Annotated in this window: 18 protein-coding genes; 11 read left to right on the top strand and 7 right to left on the bottom strand. The window is 72.9% G+C overall.

Going from position 1 to position 17,601, the window contains the following annotated elements:
• The first annotated feature begins 163 nt into the window (after positions 1–163).
• Entirely contained in the window at positions 164–1,420 is a 1,257-nt protein-coding gene (locus tag ACH0A8_RS09460; protein ID WP_406907062.1) for an endo-1,4-beta-xylanase, read from the top strand.
• 118 nt (positions 1,421–1,538) lie between these two features.
• On the opposite strand, the gene ACH0A8_RS09455 is transcribed toward ACH0A8_RS09460, so the two are convergent.
• On the bottom strand, positions 1,539–1,844 hold the full coding sequence (locus tag ACH0A8_RS09455) for a putative quinol monooxygenase (protein ID WP_066656138.1): 306 nt from the start codon (positions 1,842–1,844) through the stop codon (positions 1,539–1,541).
• 302 nt (positions 1,845–2,146) lie between these two features.
• On the opposite strand from ACH0A8_RS09455, the gene ACH0A8_RS09450 reads away from it, so the two are divergent.
• Genes ACH0A8_RS09450 through ACH0A8_RS09440 form a run of 3 tightly spaced genes read left to right on the top strand, consistent with a single transcriptional unit; the run spans position 2,147 to position 5,507 of the window.
• Entirely contained in the window at positions 2,147–3,514 is a 1,368-nt protein-coding gene (locus ACH0A8_RS09450; protein WP_066656135.1) for an MFS transporter, read from the top strand.
• Entirely contained in the window at positions 3,511–4,353 is an 843-nt protein-coding gene (locus ACH0A8_RS09445) for a sugar phosphate isomerase/epimerase (RefSeq protein WP_235426371.1), read from the top strand. The genes ACH0A8_RS09450 and ACH0A8_RS09445 overlap by 4 nt, the downstream gene beginning before the upstream one ends.
• On the top strand, positions 4,350–5,507 hold the full coding sequence (locus tag ACH0A8_RS09440) for a Gfo/Idh/MocA family oxidoreductase (protein WP_311206640.1): 1,158 nt from the start codon (positions 4,350–4,352) through the stop codon (positions 5,505–5,507). The genes ACH0A8_RS09445 and ACH0A8_RS09440 overlap by 4 nt, the downstream gene beginning before the upstream one ends.
• Positions 5,508–5,563: 56 nt before the next feature.
• Here the strand turns inward: ACH0A8_RS09440 and ACH0A8_RS09435 are convergent, their stop codons facing one another.
• Positions 5,564–6,817: a glycosyltransferase gene (locus tag ACH0A8_RS09435; RefSeq protein ID WP_406907061.1), complete on the bottom strand. Its 1,254-nt coding sequence runs from the start codon at positions 6,815–6,817 to the stop codon at positions 5,564–5,566.
• 51 nt (positions 6,818–6,868) lie between these two features.
• Between ACH0A8_RS09435 and ACH0A8_RS09430 the strand changes: the two genes are divergently transcribed.
• The 3 genes from ACH0A8_RS09430 to ACH0A8_RS09420 are packed head-to-tail and all read left to right on the top strand — an operon-like array spanning position 6,869 to position 9,631.
• Complete coding sequence (locus ACH0A8_RS09430; protein ID WP_406907060.1) at positions 6,869–7,873, top strand: NAD-dependent epimerase/dehydratase family protein; 1,005 nt, start codon at positions 6,869–6,871, stop codon at positions 7,871–7,873.
• The gene (locus ACH0A8_RS09425) at positions 7,866–8,693 is read left to right on the top strand and encodes an MBL fold metallo-hydrolase (protein ID WP_406907059.1); all 828 of its coding nucleotides are present in this window, start codon (positions 7,866–7,868) and stop codon (positions 8,691–8,693) included. Before ACH0A8_RS09430 ends, ACH0A8_RS09425 begins: the two co-directional genes overlap by 8 nt.
• The gene (locus tag ACH0A8_RS09420; RefSeq protein WP_406907058.1) at positions 8,690–9,631 is read left to right on the top strand and encodes a 3-oxoacyl-[acyl-carrier-protein] synthase III C-terminal domain-containing protein; all 942 of its coding nucleotides are present in this window, start codon (positions 8,690–8,692) and stop codon (positions 9,629–9,631) included. Before ACH0A8_RS09425 ends, ACH0A8_RS09420 begins: the two co-directional genes overlap by 4 nt.
• A gap of 237 nt (positions 9,632–9,868) precedes the next feature.
• Here ACH0A8_RS09420 and ACH0A8_RS09415 read toward each other — a convergent pair whose 3' ends face one another.
• Positions 9,869–10,327, bottom strand: coding sequence for a DUF4383 domain-containing protein (locus ACH0A8_RS09415; protein ID WP_326496845.1), 459 nt, complete (start codon positions 10,325–10,327; stop codon positions 9,869–9,871).
• Positions 10,328–10,541: 214 nt separating this feature from the next.
• Between ACH0A8_RS09415 and ACH0A8_RS09410 the strand changes: the two genes are divergently transcribed.
• Positions 10,542–11,462, top strand: coding sequence for an ABC transporter ATP-binding protein (locus tag ACH0A8_RS09410; protein ID WP_209685835.1), 921 nt, complete (start codon positions 10,542–10,544; stop codon positions 11,460–11,462).
• Positions 11,459–12,316, top strand: coding sequence for an ABC transporter permease subunit (locus ACH0A8_RS09405; RefSeq protein ID WP_066656118.1), 858 nt, complete (start codon positions 11,459–11,461; stop codon positions 12,314–12,316). Before ACH0A8_RS09410 ends, ACH0A8_RS09405 begins: the two co-directional genes overlap by 4 nt.
• Before the next feature lie 101 nt (positions 12,317–12,417).
• Here the strand turns inward: ACH0A8_RS09405 and ACH0A8_RS09400 are convergent, their stop codons facing one another.
• Positions 12,418–12,759: a hypothetical protein gene (locus ACH0A8_RS09400; protein ID WP_066656115.1), complete on the bottom strand. Its 342-nt coding sequence runs from the start codon at positions 12,757–12,759 to the stop codon at positions 12,418–12,420.
• Positions 12,760–12,931: 172 nt separating this feature from the next.
• Between ACH0A8_RS09400 and ACH0A8_RS09395 the strand changes: the two genes are divergently transcribed.
• Positions 12,932–13,555, top strand: a complete 624-nt coding sequence (locus ACH0A8_RS09395; protein ID WP_251155782.1) for an LppP/LprE family lipoprotein — start codon at positions 12,932–12,934, stop codon at positions 13,553–13,555.
• Positions 13,556–13,574: 19 nt separating this feature from the next.
• On the opposite strand, the gene ACH0A8_RS09390 is transcribed toward ACH0A8_RS09395, so the two are convergent.
• Positions 13,575–14,255 carry a hypothetical protein gene (locus ACH0A8_RS09390; RefSeq protein WP_406907057.1) on the bottom strand — a complete coding sequence of 227 codons (681 nt, stop codon included), beginning with the start codon at positions 14,253–14,255 and terminating at the stop codon, positions 13,575–13,577.
• Between the two features lie 77 nt (positions 14,256–14,332).
• Here ACH0A8_RS09390 and ACH0A8_RS09385 point away from each other — a divergent pair, with 77 nt between their 5' ends.
• Positions 14,333–15,397 (top strand): YeiH family protein, encoded by a 1,065-nt coding sequence (locus ACH0A8_RS09385; RefSeq protein ID WP_406907056.1) that lies wholly within the window; start codon positions 14,333–14,335, stop codon positions 15,395–15,397.
• 228 nt (positions 15,398–15,625) lie between these two features.
• Here the strand turns inward: ACH0A8_RS09385 and ACH0A8_RS09380 are convergent, their stop codons facing one another.
• Positions 15,626–16,702, bottom strand: coding sequence for an ABC transporter permease (locus ACH0A8_RS09380; RefSeq protein ID WP_209685828.1), 1,077 nt, complete (start codon positions 16,700–16,702; stop codon positions 15,626–15,628).
• On the bottom strand, positions 16,699–17,580 hold the full coding sequence (locus ACH0A8_RS09375; protein WP_406907055.1) for an ABC transporter ATP-binding protein: 882 nt from the start codon (positions 17,578–17,580) through the stop codon (positions 16,699–16,701). The genes ACH0A8_RS09380 and ACH0A8_RS09375 overlap by 4 nt, the downstream gene beginning before the upstream one ends.
• Positions 17,581–17,601 lie beyond the last annotated feature (21 nt).

Raw genomic sequence — 17,601 nt, 5'->3', positions numbered from 1 at the left:
GAGCCGCCCGGGGGCAACGGATCCGTTCAGCCAGGCCCCCAGGGAACCGCGGTCTCCGGACGACGGTGGGGTCGGGGCTGTCGCGTCCGCCGAGCACCAGTTATGTTCGGCAGCACAACAAAACCGGACGACGGTGGCGACGCGGCCGCCGGAGGAGCAGCCCATGGTCGAGCACGGAGTCCAGCACGAGTCGGTCGCGCACCGCACCGGCGAGACGGTCCTGACGGTCGTCGACCACCACGGCGCACCGCTGCCGGACGTCGAGGTCGCCGTCGAGCAGACCCGGCACGCCTTCGGGTTCGGCAACATCGGGTTCGACTTCGTGGAGCTGGCGAACGACGAGGTCGACGGTGCCGGACGGGAGCGCCTCGAACGCCTCGCCGACCTGTACGCCGACGTCTTCACGACCGCGACGCTGCCGTTCTACTGGGGTCGCTTCGAGCCGGAGCGCGGGCGCCCGGACACCGCTCGACTCCGGCGCACCGCGGAGTGGTTCCGCGACCGGGGGATCGCGCTCAAGGGGCACCCGCTCGTCTGGCACACCGTGCAGCCGGACTGGCTCCTCGGGCTGCCCCTCGACGAGGTCGAGCAGCTGCAGCGGGAGCGCATCCGCCGTGACGTCGGCGACCTCGCCGGGCTGGTCGACACGTGGGACGCGATCAACGAGGTCGTCATCATGCCCGTGTTCGACAACGGCGACAACGCCATCACCCCGCTCGCCCGGGCGAAGGGCCGCATCCCGACGATCCGGATGGCGTTCGAGGAGGCCCGCGCCGCGAACCCGCACGCGACCCTGCTGCTCAACGACTTCGACCTGTCGAGCGCGTACGAGTGCCTGATCGAGGGCGTGCTCGAGGCCGGCGTGCAGATCGACGCCATCGGGCTGCAGACCCACATGCACCAGGGGTACTGGGGTGAGGAGACGATGCTCGCGATGGTCGACCGCTTCGCCCGGTACGGCCTGCCGCTGCACCTGACCGAGACCTCGCTCGTGTCGGGTGACCTCATGCCCGCGGACATCGTGGACCTGAACGACCACGTGGTGGACTCGTGGCCCTCGACGCCCGAGGGTGAGGCCCGACAGGCGGACGAGGTCGAGCGGCACCACCGGAGCCTGGTCGGGCATCCCGCGGTCGAGGCGGTCACCTCCTGGGGCATCACCGACGCGGGCGCCTGGCTCGGCGCGCCGATCGGGCTGGTCCGCGAGGACGGGACGCCGAAGCCGTCGTACGAGGCACTCCGTCGCCTGGTGAAGGACGAGTGGTGGACCGGGCCGACGGTGCTCCGCACGGACGAGCGCGGACAGGTGCGGGTGCGCGGGTTCCGGGGGGAGTACCGGGCCGAGGTGCGGGGCGCGTCGGCGGCGGTCACCGTCGGGCGCGAGCCGGCCGAGCAGCGGGTGGTCGCGTCCGCGACGTGACCAGCGGCGGACGGGAGGCGCGGTGCGGGTCCGTCCCGTGCCTCCCGTCCGGTGTCGCCCCCCGGTCCCGCGCCGCGCGGTGCGGTGCCGTCGGGACCGCGGACGCGGCCCTGCGTGCTCAGCCCAGGTCGAGCGTCCGGCCGAACGTCCGCGTGACGGGCGGCGCGGCGACGATCGCCGCGAGGGCCCTCGGGGCACCCTCGTCGGTCGCGCGCCAGGCGACGTAGGCGTCGTGGTCGGCGGGTGTCGTCCACCGCTCGAGCACGACGAGGTGCAGCGGGTCGGAGTCGTCGACCAGGACCTCGAGCGACTCGTTGCCGGCGAAGGTCGCCGTCTGGGCGAGGGTCTCGCGGATCGCGGAGTCGATCGTGTCCTGCGCGACGTCGTCTCGCAGCTGGACCTCGAGGAGGACCGTCTGGGTCATGTGCGTGCCTTTCGTCAGGTGCTCGTTCTCGGCACCCGTCCGTCGGGTGCCGAGTGCGCCAACGTCCGGGTGACCCGTGGTGTTCCGCGGACCGACGGAGAAGTGCAGAACGCAACGTCGGCGACTGCTCGCAGCGGTGGGGCGTTGCGGGGAACCGCCGGGGTTGCGCGTTGCGGGCCCAACGCCGACACATGTCGGAAAGAAAGCTTCCGGAGGAAGGTTTTCGGTGTTACTGTCCTGATCACCTAGCAGCACTAGGTATTCGAGAGGGCACGCCGCCCCCGATGGCTCGAGGAGGAGTCATGTCGACACCGACGTCGAAGGAAGAACCGCAGTCCGGTCTCGCCGGTACCGCGAACCCGCCGGTCACCGCGGCCGCGGGAGCCACGAGCACCGACCCCGCAGCCGCATCGCGTGCGTTCTCGGTCGAGGGCCTCACGCAGAACGTCAGCACCGTCCGGGTCGGCCCGAAGTACCTCTGGGCACTCAGCCTGGCCCAGTTCGGCCTCTTCGCCGCCCTGCTCACCCCGGTGTTCGTGGGCATGGCGATCAAGGCGACGGTGCTGAACCCGGACAGCCCCGAGACGATCGTCGGGTCGGTCCTGCCGTTCGGTGCCCTCGGCGCCCTGCTCGCCAACCCGCTGGCGGGGGCACTCTCCGACCGCACCCGCACGCGCTGGGGTCGCCGTCGGCCCTGGATGGTCGGTGGCGTCGTCGTCTTCGTCGTCGCGCTGGCCTGGCTCGCGTTCGCGCCGGACGTCCTGCAGCTCACCATCGCGTGGGTGCTCGCCCAGGTCGCCGCGAACGCCGTCCTCGCCACCCTGACCGCGAGCTTCGCGGACAACGTGCCCGAGTTCCAGCGCGGCAAGGCGTCGAGCGTCATCGCCCTCGCGCAGAACATCGCGATCCTCGCCGGCCTCTACCTCGCCGTGTACCTGGTCGGGAACCTGCCGGTCCTCTTCATCGCGCCGGGCATCCTGGCGATCGTCGTGATCCTCGTCTACGCGGTCGTGGCCCGCGACGAGCTCCCGGCCACGACCAAGCCCTTCAGCTGGGTCACCCTGATCGCGTCGTTCTGGACGAACCCGATCAAGCACCCCGACTTCGGGCTCGCCTGGTGGGGCCGCTTCCTCATCACCTTCGGCACGTTCATGTTCACGACGTACCGCGTGCTGTACATGCAGGAGCAGATCGGGATCGAGGACCTGGCCGAGGCCACCGCCACCGTCGCGTTCGGTGTGCTCCTGTACACGGTCGCCCTGCTCGTCAGCGCCGCGGTCTCGGGCTGGGTGTCCGACCGCGTCCGACGCCGCAAGGTCTTCGTCTGGGGTTCCACCGCCCTCACCGCGGTCGGCCTGGTGATCCTCGCGCACGTCGACAGCGTCGGCGGGTTCTACTTCGCGGAGATCGTGCTCGGGTTCGCCTTCGGCATCTACGCAGCGATCGACACCGCGCTCGTCGTCGACGTGCTGCCCGACCCCGAGCGTCCGGGCAAGGACCTCGGTGTCATCAACATCGCCAACGCCCTGCCGCAGTCGCTCGCCCCGGCGGTCGGCCTGTTCCTGCTGGGCCTCGGCGGCGGCCAGAACTACACGCTCATGCTCTGGGGTGCCGGCGTCGCCGTGCTCCTCGGTGCGCTCGTCATCCTCCCGATCAAGAAGGTCCGGTGACCACCGTGGCACCCCGCATCTCCCTCCAGCTCTACACGGTCGACAAGGCGCTGGCGCCCGACCTCGACGGCGGCGTCGCCCGCCTGGCCGGCATCGGGTTCGACACCGTCGAGGCGTTCGCCTTCGTCGGCCGCGCAGCCGAGCTCCGGACGGCGTTCGACGCGCACGGCATCAGCGCCCGCACCGGCCACGCCTTCCTGGTCGAGGAGTCGATCCCGCTGCCGGACGGCACGGTGATGACCGCCCCGTCGCACGCCGAGACGTTCGCCGAGGCGTCGGCGCTCGGCATCGAGATCGTCATCGACCCGTTCGTCGGTCCCGACCACTGGACGACCCGCGAGGGCGTCGAGCGGGTCGCCGCCCGGCTGAACGCCGCCGCCGAGGAAGCCGCCGTCCACGGCCTCCGCGTCGGCTACCACAACCACGACCACGAGCTCCGGCCGCGCATCGACGGGAAGCCCGCGCTCCAGGTGCTCGCCGAACTGCTCGACCCGCGCGTCGTGCTCGAGCTCGACCTGTACTGGGCGTCCGCCGCGGGCATCGACCTCGTGCCCTTCGTCGAGGAGCTCGGCGACCGCATCGTCGCCGTGCACGTCAAGGACGGCCCGATGCGCGAGGGGATCTCCACCGCGCAGGTGCCGACCGACCAGACCCCGGCCGGCCAGGGCGACGTCCGGCTGGCCGAGGCGCTCGCCGCAGCACCGGCGCTCGAGTACGCCGTGATCGAGTTCGACGGCTTCGACGGGGAGATCTTCGACGGGGTCGAGCAGTCGTACCGCTGGCTGCAGGCCGCGCTCGCCGGGTCGGACGAGACCGCCACCACGGGGGTGTCCGCATGACCCGCACCGGCCGCGTCGGCGTCGGCTTCATCGGCGCCGGGATGATCAGCGAGCAGTACCTGACGAACCTCACGACCTTCCCGGACGTCGAGGTGGTCCGGATCGGCGACATCGACACCGAGCGCGCCGCGGCGTCGGCGGCGAAGTGGGGCATCCCCGCGTCGGGCACCGGCGACGAGGTCCTCACCGACCCCGACGTCGAGATCGTCGTGAACCTCACCCTGCCCGCCACGCACGTCGAGGTCTCCACGGCGGCACTCCGCGCCGGCAAGCACGTCTGGAGCGAGAAACCGATCGGCGTCGACCGCGAGAGCGCCGCCGGACTCGTGGCGCTCGCCGACGAGCTCGGCCTGCGTCTCGGCATCGCACCGGACACCGTCCTCGGCACCGGGTGGCAGACCGCGAAGCGCGCGATCGAGGCCGGCGCGATCGGCACCCCCCTCACCGCCGTCACGAGCTTCCAGTGGCAGGGACCGGACGTGTTCCACCCGAACGCGTCCTTCCTCTACGCGAAGGGTGCCGGCCCGCTGTTCGACATGGGCCCGTACTACTTCACGGCGCTCGTGCACCTGCTCGGCCCGGTCGCGTCCGTCGTGGCGACGGGGTCCCGGTCGCGCGGCACCCGGCAGCTGGTGGTCGGTCCGAACGCCGGGCAGGAGTTCCCGGTCGAGGTCCCGACGCACCTCTCGGTGCTCACGTCCTTCGAGCAGGGCGGGAACGCGCAGTCGCTGCTGTCGTTCGACACCCCGCTGTTCCGGCACGGCGTCTTCGAGGTGAACGGCACCGAGGGCACGATCGTGCTCCCGGACCCGAACACCTTCGGTGGCGGACACCCGATCCGCATCGCACGACCGCTCGGCACGGACGTGTCGTTCCCGATCGAGCAGGCGTGGGAGACCCTCTCCGACGAGGAACCGACGGTCGGCCGCGGCCTCGGCGTGCTCGACATGGCACGGGCGATCCGCGGGGGCGGTGCGCACGTCGCGACCGGCGAGGTCGGTTACCACGTGCTCGACACCATGGTCGCGGTCGAGGAGTCCGTCGCGCGCCGCGCGTTCGTCGAGGTTGCGTCGACGGTGGCGCCGATCGCGTCGCTGCCCGAGGACTTCGACCCGCTCGCCGCGACCCTCGAGGGTGCGTCCGCCACGGTCTGAGCGGCCACACGACGGACGGGAGGCTCGGTGTCGGCCGGCACCGAGCCTCCCGTCCGTCACGTGGTGCGGGACGGCCGCAGGACGCTCGCGTAGACCGCCACCAGCTCGTCGACGCGCTGCTCGACGCGGTCGCGGGCCGCGACCAGCGCGGCGCTCGCCCGCACGAGCTGCTCCGGCTCGTCGTGGAGCCGTCGGACGACCGACGCGATCCCCGCGGCGTCCGGCGTCGGCGTCGTGAAGCCACCGCCGTCGGGGACGACCTCGGCGAGGTCCGGGTCGCAGTGCACGACGGGCAGGCCGGTGGCGACGGCCTCGAGCATCACCATCGGCTGGTTGTCGAAGTCGGAGGAACTCGACACGAGCACGTGTGCACGGCGCATGGCGGCGAGGACCTCGTCGTGCGGGGTCGAGCCGTGCAGCCGGACCGGGGTGCCGGCCGCTGCCCGGGCGACCGCAGCACGCGCGACGCCGTCGCCGAGCACGTCGACCACGGTGCCGGGTGGGAAGGAGCGGGCGGCCTCGACCAGGACCTCCGGACGCTTCTCGGGCGACAGGCGCCCGACCCAGAGCACCCGGAGCGGCTCGCCTGCGGTCCTGGTCCGGACGGTCGCCGGTCCGATCGCGTCGAGGACCGCGGGCTCGATGCCGTTCGAGACGACCGACACCGGGGTCCGGACGCCCCGGTCGACGAGCTTGTCGGCGAAGTGCCGCGACGGGACCACGACGTGGTCGCTCGCCCGCGACTGCGCGAGCATGACCCGCCACATCCGCCGCGCCGTCCGGGTCCGGGTGTACGGGGTGTCGGCCGCGACACGGACGCCCCGGCGGGGGACCTGCGTCGCGTGCAGGAAGGCGAGCAGCGCGGTCGTGACGGCGGGCACGGGCAGGACGTTCCGCGTGTAGACGTCGATGCGGCCGTGCATCGTGTGCACCACCGGGATGCCGAGGTCCTGCGCGGCCCGGATCCCGCCGAGCGCCGCGAACATCTCGGAGTGGGTGTGCACGACGTCGACCCGGCGTGCGGCGAACTCGCGGCGGAGCAGGGCGCGGAGGCGACGCGGGGACCACGCGAAGGGGTAGCCGTCGGGGCGGAACACGCGGGAGACGGGCAGACCGACGACGGCCGGCACGATGGCGGTGCCGGGTGCCTGCGCCGTGCCCGCCGAGTGCGCGGGGCCCGCCGGGTCGTCGGGACAGAAGACCGTGACGTCGTGTCCCGCTGCCGTGAGGGCCTCGGCCAGGGAGCGCACCGCCGTCTGGACGCCCCCGAGCGTCGGCAGGTAGTAGTCGGTGACCAGCGCGATCCGCACGCCCCGAGCCTAGGGGCCGTCGGCTCCTGCCGGGCTCGTAGGATCTGGGGCATGGGGGGAGCAGGCACCGGGGAGCGCGCGCTGGTCACGGGGGCGAGCGGGTTCGTCGGCGGTCACGTCGTGCGGACCCTGCGCGAGCACGGCTACCGCGTCACGGCGTCCGGTCGGCGGGCATCGGCGCTGCCCGCCGGGGACGTCCACGTCGGCGACCTCGACGACCTCGCCCGCGCGGACGTCCCCGCCGACGTCGTCGTGCACTGCGCGGCGCTCAGCTCGCCGTGGGGCTCGTGGTCGGCCTTCGAGCACGCCAACGTCACCGGGACCGCCCGGGTGCTCGAGTACGCACGTCGCGTCGGGGCGCGGCGGCTCGTGCACGTGTCGTCGCCCGGCATCTACGCCGCACCGCGCGACCGGCTCGACATCCGTGAGGACCAGGTCGACCCGAGCCGCCCGATGAACCACTACATCCGCTCGAAGCTGCACGCCGAGGCGCTCCTCCGCGCCGCGACCGGCGACCCCGACGGACCCGAGATCGTCGTCCTGCGGCCGCGCGGCATCATCGGTGCGGGCGACACCGGACTCGTCCCGAGGCTGCTCCGTGTGCACGAACGGGTCGGCGTGCCCCTCCTGCGCGGCGGACGCGGACTCGTCGACCTGACCGCCGTCGAGAACGTCGCGCACGCCGTCCGGCTCGCGGCCGAGGTGCCCGGGGCCGCCGGGCTGGCGTTCAACATCACGAACGGGGACCCGCGTCCGTTCGTCGAGCTCCTCGACCAGCTGCTCACCGGACTCGGGGTCCAGCCGCGGCACCTGCACCTGCCGGCCGGGCCGGTGTCCGCGCTGGCCACCGTGCTCGAGGCCGTGTGCACGGTGCTGCCCGGGCAGCCCGAGCCGCCCATCACCCGGTACACGGTGACGACGATCACGCACTCGCAGACCCTCGACCTGACCCGGGCCCGGCAGGTGCTCGGCTACCAGCCGGTCGTCGGGCTCGACGAGGCACTCGCGAGCTACGCGACCGCCGGCCGGCGCGTCGGTGGGCAGCCGCGTGGCTGAGCGCCCGGTCGGTACCCTGCGCGCCGCCGCCTGCGGGTGGACGACCCACGACGTGCACGGTCTGCTCCGCGGTGCACCCCGTGGCCGTCGGGTCTTCCCCGCGAACGTCTTCCACTGGTCCGGTCCGGACCGCTCCGTGCTGTTCGACACCGGGTACGCACCCCTGCCGTGGCGCACGGGTGCCGCCGGGTGGCTGTACCGACGCCTGCTCCCGCCCGTCGTCCCCCCGGGCAGCACACTCGCCGACGCGATCGACACGGACGACGTCACGCACGTCGTCCTGTCGCACCTGCACCCCGACCACGTCGGCGGGCTGGCTGCCGTGCCGCACGCGCGGGTGCTGGTCTCCGAGGGCGTGGCCCGGAGCACCGCCCGCCCGCGGGTGCTCGCCGGGCAGCTGCGGGGGCTGCTGCCCGCGGGGCTCGTCGACCGGCTGCAGGTCGTCCCGGACAGCGCCTTCGGCCCCGCCCCGACCGGGCCGCTCGCCGCGGTCGGTCTGTCGACGGCCGACCCGTTCGGCGACGGTCGCACGCGGCTCGTCCGGCTGCCCGGGCACGCCGACGGGCACCTCGGCCTCCTGGTCGAGGACCGTGTGCTGCTCGCGGGCGACGCTGCCTGGAGCCGCGACCTGCTCGGACGCGAGCGCGACCTGCGCCTCCTGCCGCGTGCGGTCGCCCACGACGCCCGATCGCAGCGCGACACCGCCGAGCGCCTGCTCGCCCTCGAGCGCGCAGGTGTCAGACTGCTGTTCAGCCACGACGAGCACCGGACCGGGGTGGACCTGCTCGTCGACGACGACGAGGACCGAGGGGGACCATGAAGCACTGCGCCATCGCCGGGTGGGGGACGGCACTGCCGGACCGGACGGTCACCTACGGCAGCGGTGCCCGCACCGTCACCCGGTACCGCATCGCCGACGACGTGTCGCACCTCGACATGCTCGCCACGGCAGCGTCCCGGGCCGTCGCGCACGCCGGCATCGACGCCGCCGACCTCGACCTCGTGATCGCCGCCTGCGCCGCCGGCGTGCAGCCGATCCCCTGCACGGCGGCACTCGTGGCGGAGCGGGTCGCGCCCGACGCCCGAGCGGCCGCGTTCGACGTGAACTCGACGTGCACGAGCTTCATCACGGCACTCGACATCGCCTCCCGCTACCTGGAGGACGGCGACCACGACCGGGTGCTCATCGTCTCCGGGGACGTCGGGTCACGCTTCCTCGACCCGGGGCAACGGGAGTCCGCCGAGCTGTTCTCCGACGCTGCGGCCGCGGTGGTGCTGACGCGCGGCGACGGGGCGCAGGGGGTGCTGTCGGCGCTGCAGCAGACCTGGCCGGAGCACGCCCACGACACCGAGCTCCGGGGCGGCCTGTCCCGGTACCCGGCGCAGCAGTACGCCGACGGCGACCCCGCTGACTACCTGTTCGACATGCACGGCCGGCGCGCCCTGACCGGGATGCTCCGGGTCCTGCCCGGGTTCTTCGCGCGGTTCTGGGAGCGCAGCGGTCTCGGGCTGGACGACGTCGACCTGGTCGTACCGCACCAGGCCAGCGGCGCGATCGGGCTCGCGATGCGCCGGCTCGGGATCCCGACGGACAAGTACGTCGACGAGGTCGCGGCGTTCGGGAACTCGGTCTCGTCGTCGGTGCCGTTCATGCTCGCGCGGTGCCTCGACGACGGTCGGCTCCGGCGCGGGGACACCGTGCTGCTCTGCGGGACGGCTGCCGGCCTGACCGCGAACGCCCTCGCGCTGCGCCTCTGACGCGCCCGCGGTCGGCGCTGCGCCTCTGACGCGCACGCGGTCGGCGCTGCGCCTCTGACGCGCACGCGGTCGGCGCTGCGCCTCTGGCGCGCGCGGTCTGCGCTGCGCCGGGTTCCCCGGGGACACGACGACGCCCCCGCCGCTGCTGCGACGGGGGCGTCCGATGACCCCTGATCCCCGGGGAGGCCACCGCTGGTCCGGTGGACCGCCCAGCACCGGGCGGTCCACCGGGGTCGGTCAGCGGGTGGTGCGTCCGGCGCGGGGCAGGAGCACGCCGAGGACGATCATCGCGACGGCGAGGAAGGCGTGCAGGACGTTGTCGGCGCTGTTCAGCGGGACGAAGTTCGCAGCCCCGGCCATGCCGGCGACGAAGAGGCCGAAGACGAACAGCACGGCGTAGACGATGCCGCCGATGAGCAGGTACGAGCGCGACCCCGCGGCGGAGCGGGCGGCGAGGATGCCGACGATGCCGAACAGCAGGTGGACGATGTTGTGCAGGGCCGACACCTGGAACAGGCCGAGGAGCATGGCCATCGAGCTGTTGCCGGCGAAGGACATGGTGCCCATGTCCATGGTCAGGCCCGGGATGAACCCGGCGATGCCGACGATGAGGAAGACGACGCCGAAGAGCAGTGCGCCCTTCTGGACGAGGGTCGACGCGAAACCGGTACGGGGTGATGCTGCGTTGCTGGTCATGGTGCGGTCCTTCCGAATGCGTTCCACGACGGCGTCTCCGGGTCACCGCGCAGGGGCAGCGTCGTCGTCGTACAGGGGTTTCGGAGCAGGTGCGCAGCCGGATTGGTGCGCCGTCCGGGTGTCCTTCCAGCGCGGCGTCCTCCTGCGGGATGACCCCGGGTCTCCGCCCCAGGGGGGACGCGCTCGACGGTGTCCCGGAAATAGCGTGGACCACGTGATCGAGATCGAGCATCTGTCCAAGCGCTACGGCGCCAAGACCGCCGTCGACGACATCTCCTTCGTCGTCCGTCCCGGCAGCGTCACCGGCTTCCTCGGGCCGAACGGCGCCGGGAAGTCCACGACCATGCGGATGATCATGGGCCTCGACACGCCCACGTCCGGACGCGTCCGGGTGAACGGCCAGGACTACCGGTCCTTCCGCGACCCGCTCCGCCAGGTCGGCGCGCTGCTCGAGGCGAAGGCCGTCCACTCCGGGCGCAGCGCGTACAACCACCTGCTCTCGCTCGCGGCGACGCACGGCATCCCGAAGTCCCGCGTGCACCACGTGATCGAACTCACCGGTCTCGAGTCGGTCGCGAAGAAGCGCGTCGGCGGGTTCTCCCTCGGCATGGGGCAGCGGCTCGGCATCGCGGCGGCACTGCTCGGCGACCCGAGGACCCTGATCCTGGACGAGCCCGTCAACGGCCTCGACCCGGACGGCGTCGTGTGGGTGCGTCAGCTCGCCCGGCACCTGGCGTCCGAGGGACGCACGGTCTTCCTCTCCAGCCACCTCATGAGCGAGATGGCGCAGACGGCCGACCGCGTGGTCGTGCTCGGCCGCGGCAAGGTCCTGGCCGACGCCCCGATCGCGGAGTTCGTCGCGGGCAGCGGACAGGGCGGCGGCGCACGGACCCTCGTCCGGACCCCGCACCCCGACCAGCTCTTCGATGCCGTGGGATCAGCGGCGTCGTCGATCACCCCGCGCGAGGACGGCGCCTTCGTGGTCGTCGGTCCCGACGCACAGCAGATCGGCACCATCGCCGCCCGTGCCGGCGCGGTGCTCCACGAACTCACCCCCATGGGTGCGAGCCTCGAGGAGGCGTACATGGCCCTCACGAAGGACGAGGTCGAGTACCAGGCGGAGGTCGCACGATGAGCGCCGCGACGGCCACCGCGATGCCCGACCGCGTCGGACTCGGGTTCGGTCGACTCGTCCGCAGCGAGTGGATCAAGTTCCGCAGCATCCGGTCGACGTGGTGGTGCTACGCCATCATCGTCGCGCTGACCATCGGGCTCGGTGCGCTGCTCGGGCTCTACGCGCCGATCGTCGGTCTGCCCGAGGGCGCCGAGGTGACCCAGGCGGTCGCGAACGCCCAGATCGTCAACCTCAGCATCTCGTCGGTCGGCTTCACCGTGCTGGTCGCCGCGGTCCTGGGTGTCCTCATCATCACGGGTGAGTACGGCACCGGGCAGGTGCGCTCGACCTTCACGGCCGACCCCGGGCGCACCGGCGCGATCCTCGCCAAGGCCGTCGTCCTCGCCGTGGCCACCTTCGTGGTCAGTGCAGCGGCGACGTGGATCGGGGTCGTGCTCGTCGCGCTGTTCCAGGCGGACAAGGGCGTGCACGCCGACCTGGCCGACCCCGCCGTCTTCATGCCGATCCTCGGTTCGTCGGTCTACGTCACGGGGATCGCACTGCTCGCCTTCGGCATCGGCCTCCTGGTCCGGTCGAGCGCCGGTGGCATCGCGATCGCGCTCGGCGTGCTGCTCGTCCTGCCGATCGTGCTGCAGCTCTTCGCGGGGCTGGTGGACCAGCAGTGGCTCCTCGACGTGTCCCGCTTCCTGCCCGACCAGGCCGGCAGCCAGCTCTACACCTACGAGCGGTCCGCGGGCCAGCCCGCGCCCGAGGGCGTCGTGCTGAACGGTTGGGCCGGCGGCGGGGTCCTGGCAGCGTGGGTCGTCGCGATCGGCGTCCTCGCCCTGGCCGCGGTCAAGAAGCGCGACGTCTGACGACGACCCGCGCGGCTCGCGACGCGGGGCGCGACGGGACGGGAGGCTCGGTGCCGACCGGCACCGAGCCTCCCGTCCGTCCGCAGCCGGGTACCGGCGGTTCAGGCCGCCCGTGAGAACAGTCCGCGCAGGGCGCGCGTGAGCCGCCACGAGCGCCGCGGCTGCTGGACGACCTCGACCGCGCGGGTCGGCATCCGGAAGGCGAGGTCGTGGAGCATGTTCCGCTTCGAGCCGTCCCAGTTCGCGAACAGGTAGGAACCGCCGATGAACGACATGCTCCGGACCGGCGTCCGCTTCCACGAATCGGCGGCGACGTAGTAGCCGGCGTGCCCGGCGCGGATGTGGTCGATGACGGTGTCGACGTCGAAGACACCGGTCGTGGTGACGACGGTGGTGATGCCCGTCCGGTCGCGGGCGACGTACTCGATGAGGTGTTCGGTCACGGCGTGCTCTGATCTGTGTCTGACTCGACCGGCCCGTGAGGTCGGTGCTCGGGAGGTGTTCGGAACCGCCCTTGCTTCCGCCTGGATGGTACGCCGACAGGCGGTGGGGTCTCCAGGCGTCGGTGCGGTCGGGGGATGAACATCCGGGCAGCGCGGCGGGCAGGGTGGTCCCATGCGCACCACACGTCACTCCCGTCCCGCCGGCCTGCTCCTGATCGTCGTCGGGGCGTCCCTCGCCCTCGCGGGGTGCACCGGCGGGGGCGGCGGTGGCCCGACCGCGACCGTCACGCGGACGGTCACGCCCTCGACCTCGGCGTCGTCCTCGTCGTCGACGACGGGCAGCGGGACCCCGGGCCCGTCGTCGACGCCGACCGCGACACCCTCCTGCGGACCGTCCGACGGGGCCGCTGCCGCCGCTGGTCCGATCGCCGACCTCCCGCTGCCCGCCGGCCTCGAGTCGGCGCGGTGGGACGCGTCGAACGCCGACACCTCGGTCTACGACGGCTGCGCCGCGCTGTCCGCGGTGACCGTCAGCGTCGTCGACGGCACCGCGAGCTCGCCGGTCGCGATCCTGCTCTTCCACGACGGGACGTACCTGGGGACGGCGACGAAGGAGCAGTACCCGTTCGTCCCGCAGGTGACGCGGGAGTCCGCGGGGGCGATCCGCGTCGAGTACCGCTACCCGCAGGGTGCGGACAGCAACGCCGACCCCTCCGGTCGAGCGACCGCGACGTACACGTGGGACGACGCTGCCGGTCGCGTTGAGATGTCCGGGGACGTCCCGCCCGCCCGGTGACGTCCCGCCGCCCTGTCACTCAGCGCGGTGCTCCGCGTCGACCGGCGGACCCGGACCCGGACCCGGGCCGTGACCCGGGCCGTGACCCGGGCCCTGACCCGGGGCGCAGCGCCCGCAGCACGTCCCGCAGGACGTCGAGCCGGGGCTGGGACGCGCTGAACGGTCGACCGAGTGCCGAACGCGGTTCGAGGACGAACGGTCCGCCGTCCGTCAGCGTGAGCCACAGCCCGTAGTCCTCCCGTCGTCCGCGGTGGTCCTTCGTGGCCAGGTCGATCCGTGCGACGCGCGTCCAGGGGATCGTCACCACCGGGTCGGGTGACACGGGGGACCAGCCGAGCAGCCCGCTCCGGTCGACGGTGACGAGCGCGATGCGCGGGTCGGGGAGGTCCTGTCCGGCGATGGTCCCGCGGGCGGAGACCGGGAGGTGGAACGCCGGTCGACCCCGGCCGTGGCCGTGCGCGTGCCGGAGCGCACGTCGGTCCCGTCGTCCGTCCCGCCAGGCGCTGATCGGCGCGACGACGCACCCCACGGCGCCGAGCAGCGGCAGGAGGACGGCGACCGAGCCGCGGCCGGTGAGCGACGCCTGGTCGACGAACCGGGCCTCGAAGACGAGCACGCCGACCGCGACGGCGAACAGGCCGAGCGCGCCCGCGACGAACGGCCACAGCGGCGGCACGACGCCGTCTCGCAGTCGCTGCACCCACGGCTCCGACTGATGGTCCACCACCTCAGCCTGCCCGTACCGCCTGGGCACCGGACGGTGGGATGCTGGTCCGCATGCCCCTGTCCCGCCCGGCGCTCGTCGCTGCCCTGCCCGGTGTCGAGCTCGCCGTCGTGATCGGCGTCGCCGCGACCCTGGTCGGCCGCGCGGTCCCTGTCGTCGGCGGTCCGGTGCCGGCCGTCCTGCTCGGTGCGCTGGTCGGCTGGCTCGTCCGGCGTCGACGGGCCCAGGACGACGGAGCAGCCGACCTCGGTGGGCTCCAGCCCGGCGTGAAGTTCGCGTCGAGCCGCGTCCTGCAGGCAGCGGTCGTGCTCCTCGGCGCACAGCTGTCGATCGGCGAGGTCCTGCGCATCGGCGGCGAGACCCTCCCCGTGATGCTCACCACGCTCGTGGTGTGCCTCGTCGCGGCGTGGGGGATCGGTCGGCTGCTCCGGGTGTCGAGCACGCTCCGGACGCTCATCGGGGTCGGCACGGGCATCTGCGGCGCATCGGCCATCGCCGCCGTCACCCCCGTGGTCGGTGCCGCCAGCGCCGAGGTCGCCTACGCCCTGTCGACGATCTTCCTCTGCAACATCGCCGCGGTCTTCGTCTTCCCGCTCGTCGGCCACGCGCTCGGCCTGTCCCAGCACGCGTTCGGCGTCTTCGCCGGGACCGCCGTGAACGACACGTCCTCCGTCGTCGCGACCGCCACGGTCTACGGCCGTCAGGCGACGGACACCGCCGTCGTCGTCAAGCTCGTGCGGACCCTGATGATCATCCCGATCGTGATCGGGCTCGCCGGCCTGGAGGCGCGCCGCACCGCCCGCACGCAGCCCGCCGCCGTCGACGGTACGGGTCGCGCCGGGGGCGTCCGCGTGCTGCGGCTGGTCCCGTGGTTCCTGGTCGGCTTCCTCGTCGTGGTCCTGCTCCGGACCACCGGGGTCCTGCCCGCGGCTGCGGCCCCGGGGTTCTCGACGGCGGCGACGTTCCTCATCACGGTGGCGCTGGCGGCCGTCGGGGTCTCGACGGACTTCTCGGCGCTGCGCCGGGCCGGGTTCCGGCCGATGCTGCTCGGCATCGTGCTGTGGGTGCTCGTCGCGGGGACGAGCCTGGGCGTGCAGGCGGCCTTCGGTCAGCTCTGACGGGCCCGGCGGCACGGTGCCAGCCGGCACCGTGCGTCAGCCGTCGCGTCGGCGACGCCTGCGTGGCGTGACGTGCTCCCGCACAACGGAAGGCACGTCACGCCGCGCGGTTCCGTGGCGCGACGTGCTCCTGGTTGTGCGGGGCGCCCCGCGCCCGGCGCGGCTGCGTTCCGGACGGGAGGCGCGGTGCCAGCCGGCGCCGCGCCTCCCGTCCGTCGTGCGGCGACGTCAGCCGCGGATCGCCTCCGTCAGCTTCACCCGTCCGCCGGTCCGGAGCAGCGCGTTCTCGTAGATGCGCGCGCCCACGGCGACGACCACGACGACCGACGCGGCGACGAGCAGCAGCGAGAGGATCGGCTCCCACCACTCGGCGGTCCCGAGGAAGATCCGCATCGGCATCCCGATCGGCGCGCTGAACGGGACGTACGACATGATCCCGACGATCGTCTCGTTGTCCGCCGCCGAGACGATGAGGATGTACGGGATCATCACGAGGAGCATCACGGGCATCGTGACACTGCCGACGTCCTCCTGGCGGGACACGAGCACGGCGGACGCGGCGAACAGCGCGGCGATGAGCACGAAGCCGACGGCGAAGAAGCCGACGAACCACAGCACGCTGGGGCCGAGCAACGTGAACAGGTTGTCCTGCCCGGTGACCGCGAGGGCCACGGCGCCGGCGATCGCGATGGCGATGATCTGCGCGAACGCCATGATGCTGCTGCCGAGCACCTTCCCGGCGAGCAGGGCACGGGCCGGGATGGCGGCCATCAGGATCTCGACCACCCGCGTCGACTTCTCCTCGACGACGCTCTGCGCGATCGACGACCCGAAGGTCACGGCGGAGGTGAAGAAGACGACGCCGAACAGGATGCCGATGGCGGACACCAGGCCCGCCGAGAGCGTGCCGGGCTGCAGGAGCTCCACCGCAGGGGTGACGCTGAGGGCACCGACGACGTCGGTCGGGGTGTCCTCGAGCCCGACGACGCTGTACCCGAGGGTGTCGTCGGACGGCACGACGGCGGCGTCCACGTCACCGCTCCGCACGAGGCGCTCGGCCTGGGCGACGGTGGTGGTCGGGGTGACGTCGAGGCCGTCGGTGGACTGGAGCGAGACGCCGTCGACCACCGCGACGGGCGTGGTGTCGTCTGCGGTCGCCTTGCCGATGATGCCCGCGATGACGACGGACACGACGACGGCGAGCACCAGGATCGCGGCGGAGACCACGAAGGCCTTGCTGCGGACGCGGGCCTGGATCTCGCGGACGGTCACGAGCCGGACGGCGTCGACGAAGTGGCTGGTCATCGGACGACCTCCCGGAAGACCTCGCTGAGACGGGGCACGCGCGGGGCGAACGAGCCCACCGTGCCGTGCTGGACGGCGCGCTGCAGGATGCGCTGCGCCGTGGGATCGTCGGCCTCGAACACCGCGTACCCGCCGTCGAACTCGCGCACGGTCACGCCGGGTTCGTCGCGGATCCACGCGACGTCGCCGTCGACGAGCAGTTCCCACGCGGCGGGGCCGGCGCTGCGGCGCAGGTCCTCCTGGGAGCCGGCGGCACGGATCGTCCCGTCGGCGATCACGACGACGTCGTCGCACAGCCGCTCGACCACGTCGAGCTGGTGGCTCGAGAAGAGCACCGGGACACCCTTCGCCGCCTGCTCGCGGAGCACGCCGAGCACGGTGTCGACGGCCATCGGGTCGAGGCCCGAGAACGGCTCGTCGAGCACCAGGACCTCGGGGTCGTGGACGAGTGCCGCGGCGACCTGCACGCGCTGCTGGTTGCCGAGCGAGAGCTTCTCGACGGCGTCGCTCGCGTGCTGCGTGAGGTCGAGTCGTTCGAGCAGCGCGGTGGTCCGCTGCCCCGCGGTCCGCTTGTCGACACCGTGCAGGCGTGCGAGGTAGGTGATCTGCTCGGCGACCGGCATCTTCGGGTAGAGCCCGCGTTCCTCGGGCATGTAGCCGAAGCGGCGGCGGTCGGTCGGGCCGACCTCGGCGCCGTCGATCGACACGCGCCCGGTGTCGGCCTGCAGCACGCCGAGCAGGATCCGCATGGTGGTCGTCTTGCCGGCGCCGTTGCCGCCGACGAACCCGGTCAGTCGGCCGCTGCCGACCGAGAACCCCACGTCGTCGAGCACCCGGCGGTCGCCGAAGTGCTTCGTCACGCCTTCGATGGTGAGCATCGCCCGTTCCCCTTCCGCCGG

The organism is Curtobacterium sp. 179-B 9B NHS (assembly GCF_045370965.1).
GTDB lineage: Bacteria > Actinomycetota > Actinomycetes > Actinomycetales > Microbacteriaceae > Curtobacterium.
This window is presented reverse-complemented; position numbering and strand designations above follow the sequence as displayed.

Excerpts from the sequence above, each read along its gene's own strand:
- ACH0A8_RS09460 (WP_406907062.1), top strand. The coding sequence starts at position 164 with ATGGTCGAGCACGGAGTCCAGCACGAGTCGGTCGCGCACCGCACCGGC.
- ACH0A8_RS09455 (WP_066656138.1), bottom strand. The coding sequence starts at position 1,844 with ATGACCCAGACGGTCCTCCTCGAGGTCCAGCTGCGAGACGACGTCGCG.
- ACH0A8_RS09450 (WP_066656135.1), top strand. The coding sequence starts at position 2,147 with ATGTCGACACCGACGTCGAAGGAAGAACCGCAGTCCGGTCTCGCCGGT.
- ACH0A8_RS09440 (WP_311206640.1), top strand. The coding sequence starts at position 4,350 with ATGACCCGCACCGGCCGCGTCGGCGTCGGCTTCATCGGCGCCGGGATG.
- ACH0A8_RS09430 (WP_406907060.1), top strand. The coding sequence starts at position 6,869 with ATGGGGGGAGCAGGCACCGGGGAGCGCGCGCTGGTCACGGGGGCGAGC.
- ACH0A8_RS09420 (WP_406907058.1), top strand. The coding sequence starts at position 8,690 with ATGAAGCACTGCGCCATCGCCGGGTGGGGGACGGCACTGCCGGACCGG.
- ACH0A8_RS09415 (WP_326496845.1), bottom strand. The coding sequence starts at position 10,327 with ATGACCAGCAACGCAGCATCACCCCGTACCGGTTTCGCGTCGACCCTC.
- ACH0A8_RS09405 (WP_066656118.1), top strand. The coding sequence starts at position 11,459 with ATGAGCGCCGCGACGGCCACCGCGATGCCCGACCGCGTCGGACTCGGG.
- ACH0A8_RS09395 (WP_251155782.1), top strand. The coding sequence starts at position 12,932 with ATGCGCACCACACGTCACTCCCGTCCCGCCGGCCTGCTCCTGATCGTC.
- ACH0A8_RS09385 (WP_406907056.1), top strand. The coding sequence starts at position 14,333 with ATGCCCCTGTCCCGCCCGGCGCTCGTCGCTGCCCTGCCCGGTGTCGAG.
- ACH0A8_RS09380 (WP_209685828.1), bottom strand. The coding sequence starts at position 16,702 with ATGACCAGCCACTTCGTCGACGCCGTCCGGCTCGTGACCGTCCGCGAG.
- ACH0A8_RS09375 (WP_406907055.1), bottom strand. The coding sequence starts at position 17,580 with ATGCTCACCATCGAAGGCGTGACGAAGCACTTCGGCGACCGCCGGGTG.